This is a genomic window from Klenkia taihuensis, from assembly GCF_900112525.1.
Classification (GTDB): Bacteria; Actinomycetota; Actinomycetes; order Mycobacteriales; family Geodermatophilaceae; genus Klenkia; species Klenkia taihuensis.
Genome location: NZ_FOMD01000009.1, coordinates 1 through 1568 on the forward strand (window position 1 = coordinate 1; position 1568 = coordinate 1568).

1 rRNA gene is annotated in these 1568 nt (G+C 58.0%); it reads left to right on the forward strand.

The annotated features are described in order from the left end of the window. Nucleotides 1-142: 142 nt before the first annotated feature. A 16S ribosomal RNA gene (locus BM158_RS21220) occupies nucleotides 143-1568 on the forward strand; the annotation flags it as partial.

The window sequence follows — 1568 nt, forward strand, 5'->3', positions numbered from 1 at the left end:
TGCGCGTCCGCTCTTTGAGAACTCAACAGCGTGCCGAAAGTCAGTGCCAACTGTTTGACCCCTTCAGGCTTGTGGGTCTGGGGGTTTCTGGATTGATGATCAAGATCTGTCAGGTCTTGGTTCTTGGTCTGGGTTGAATTCATCTACGGAGAGTTTGATCCTGGCTCAGGACGAACGCTGGCGGCGTGCTTAACACATGCAAGTCGAACGATGAAGCCAGCTTGCTGGTGGATTAGTGGCGAACGGGTGAGTAACACGTGGGCAACCTGCCCCCGGCTCTGGGATAACTCCAAGAAATTGGTGCTAATACCGGATATTCTTCTTTCACCGCATGGTGGTTGAAGGAAAGTTTTTCGGCTGGGGATGGGCCCGCGGCCTATCAGCTTGTTGGTGGGGTGATGGCCTACCAAGGCGACGACGGGTAGCCGGCCTGAGAGGGTGACCGGCCACACTGGGACTGAGACACGGCCCAGACTCCTACGGGAGGCAGCAGTGGGGAATATTGCGCAATGGGCGGAAGCCTGACGCAGCGACGCCGCGTGAGGGATGACGGCCTTCGGGTTGTAAACCTCTTTCAGCAGGGACGAAGCGGAAGTGACGGTACCTGCAGAAGAAGCACCGGCCAACTACGTGCCAGCAGCCGCGGTAATACGTAGGGTGCAAGCGTTGTCCGGAATTATTGGGCGTAAAGAGCTCGTAGGCGGTTTGTCGCGTCGGCTGTGAAAGCCCGGAGCTCAACTCCGGGTCTGCAGTCGATACGGGCAGACTTGAGTGTTGCAGGGGAGACTGGAATTCCTGGTGTAGCGGTGAAATGCGCAGATATCAGGAGGAACACCGGTGGCGAAGGCGGGTCTCTGGGCAACAACTGACGCTGAGGAGCGAAAGCGTGGGGAGCGAACAGGATTAGATACCCTGGTAGTCCACGCCGTAAACGTTGGGCGCTAGGTGTGGGGGCCATTCCACGGTCTCCGTGCCGCAGCTAACGCATTAAGCGCCCCGCCTGGGGAGTACGGCCGCAAGGCTAAAACTCAAAGGAATTGACGGGGGCCCGCACAAGCGGCGGAGCATGTTGCTTAATTCGATGCAACGCGAAGAACCTTACCTAGGCTTGACATGTGCGGAAATCCTCCAGAGATGGTGGGTCCGTAAGGGTCGCACACAGGTGGTGCATGGTTGTCGTCAGCTCGTGTCGTGAGATGTTGGGTTAAGTCCCGCAACGAGCGCAACCCTCGTCCCATGTTGCCAGCGGGTTATGCCGGGGACTCATGGGAGACTGCCGGGGTCAACTCGGAGGAAGGTGGGGATGACGTCAAATCATCATGCCCCTTATGTCTAGGGCTGCAAACATGCTACAATGGCCGGTACAAAGGGCTGCGATGCCGTGAGGCGGAGCGAATCCCAAAAAGCCGGTCTCAGTTCGGATTGGGGTCTGCAACTCGACCCCATGAAGTTGGAGTCGCTAGTAATCGCAGATCAGCAACGCTGCGGTGAATACGTTCCCGGGCCTTGTACACACCGCCCGTCACGTCACGAAAGTCGGTAACGCCCGAAGCCGGTGGCCCAACCCT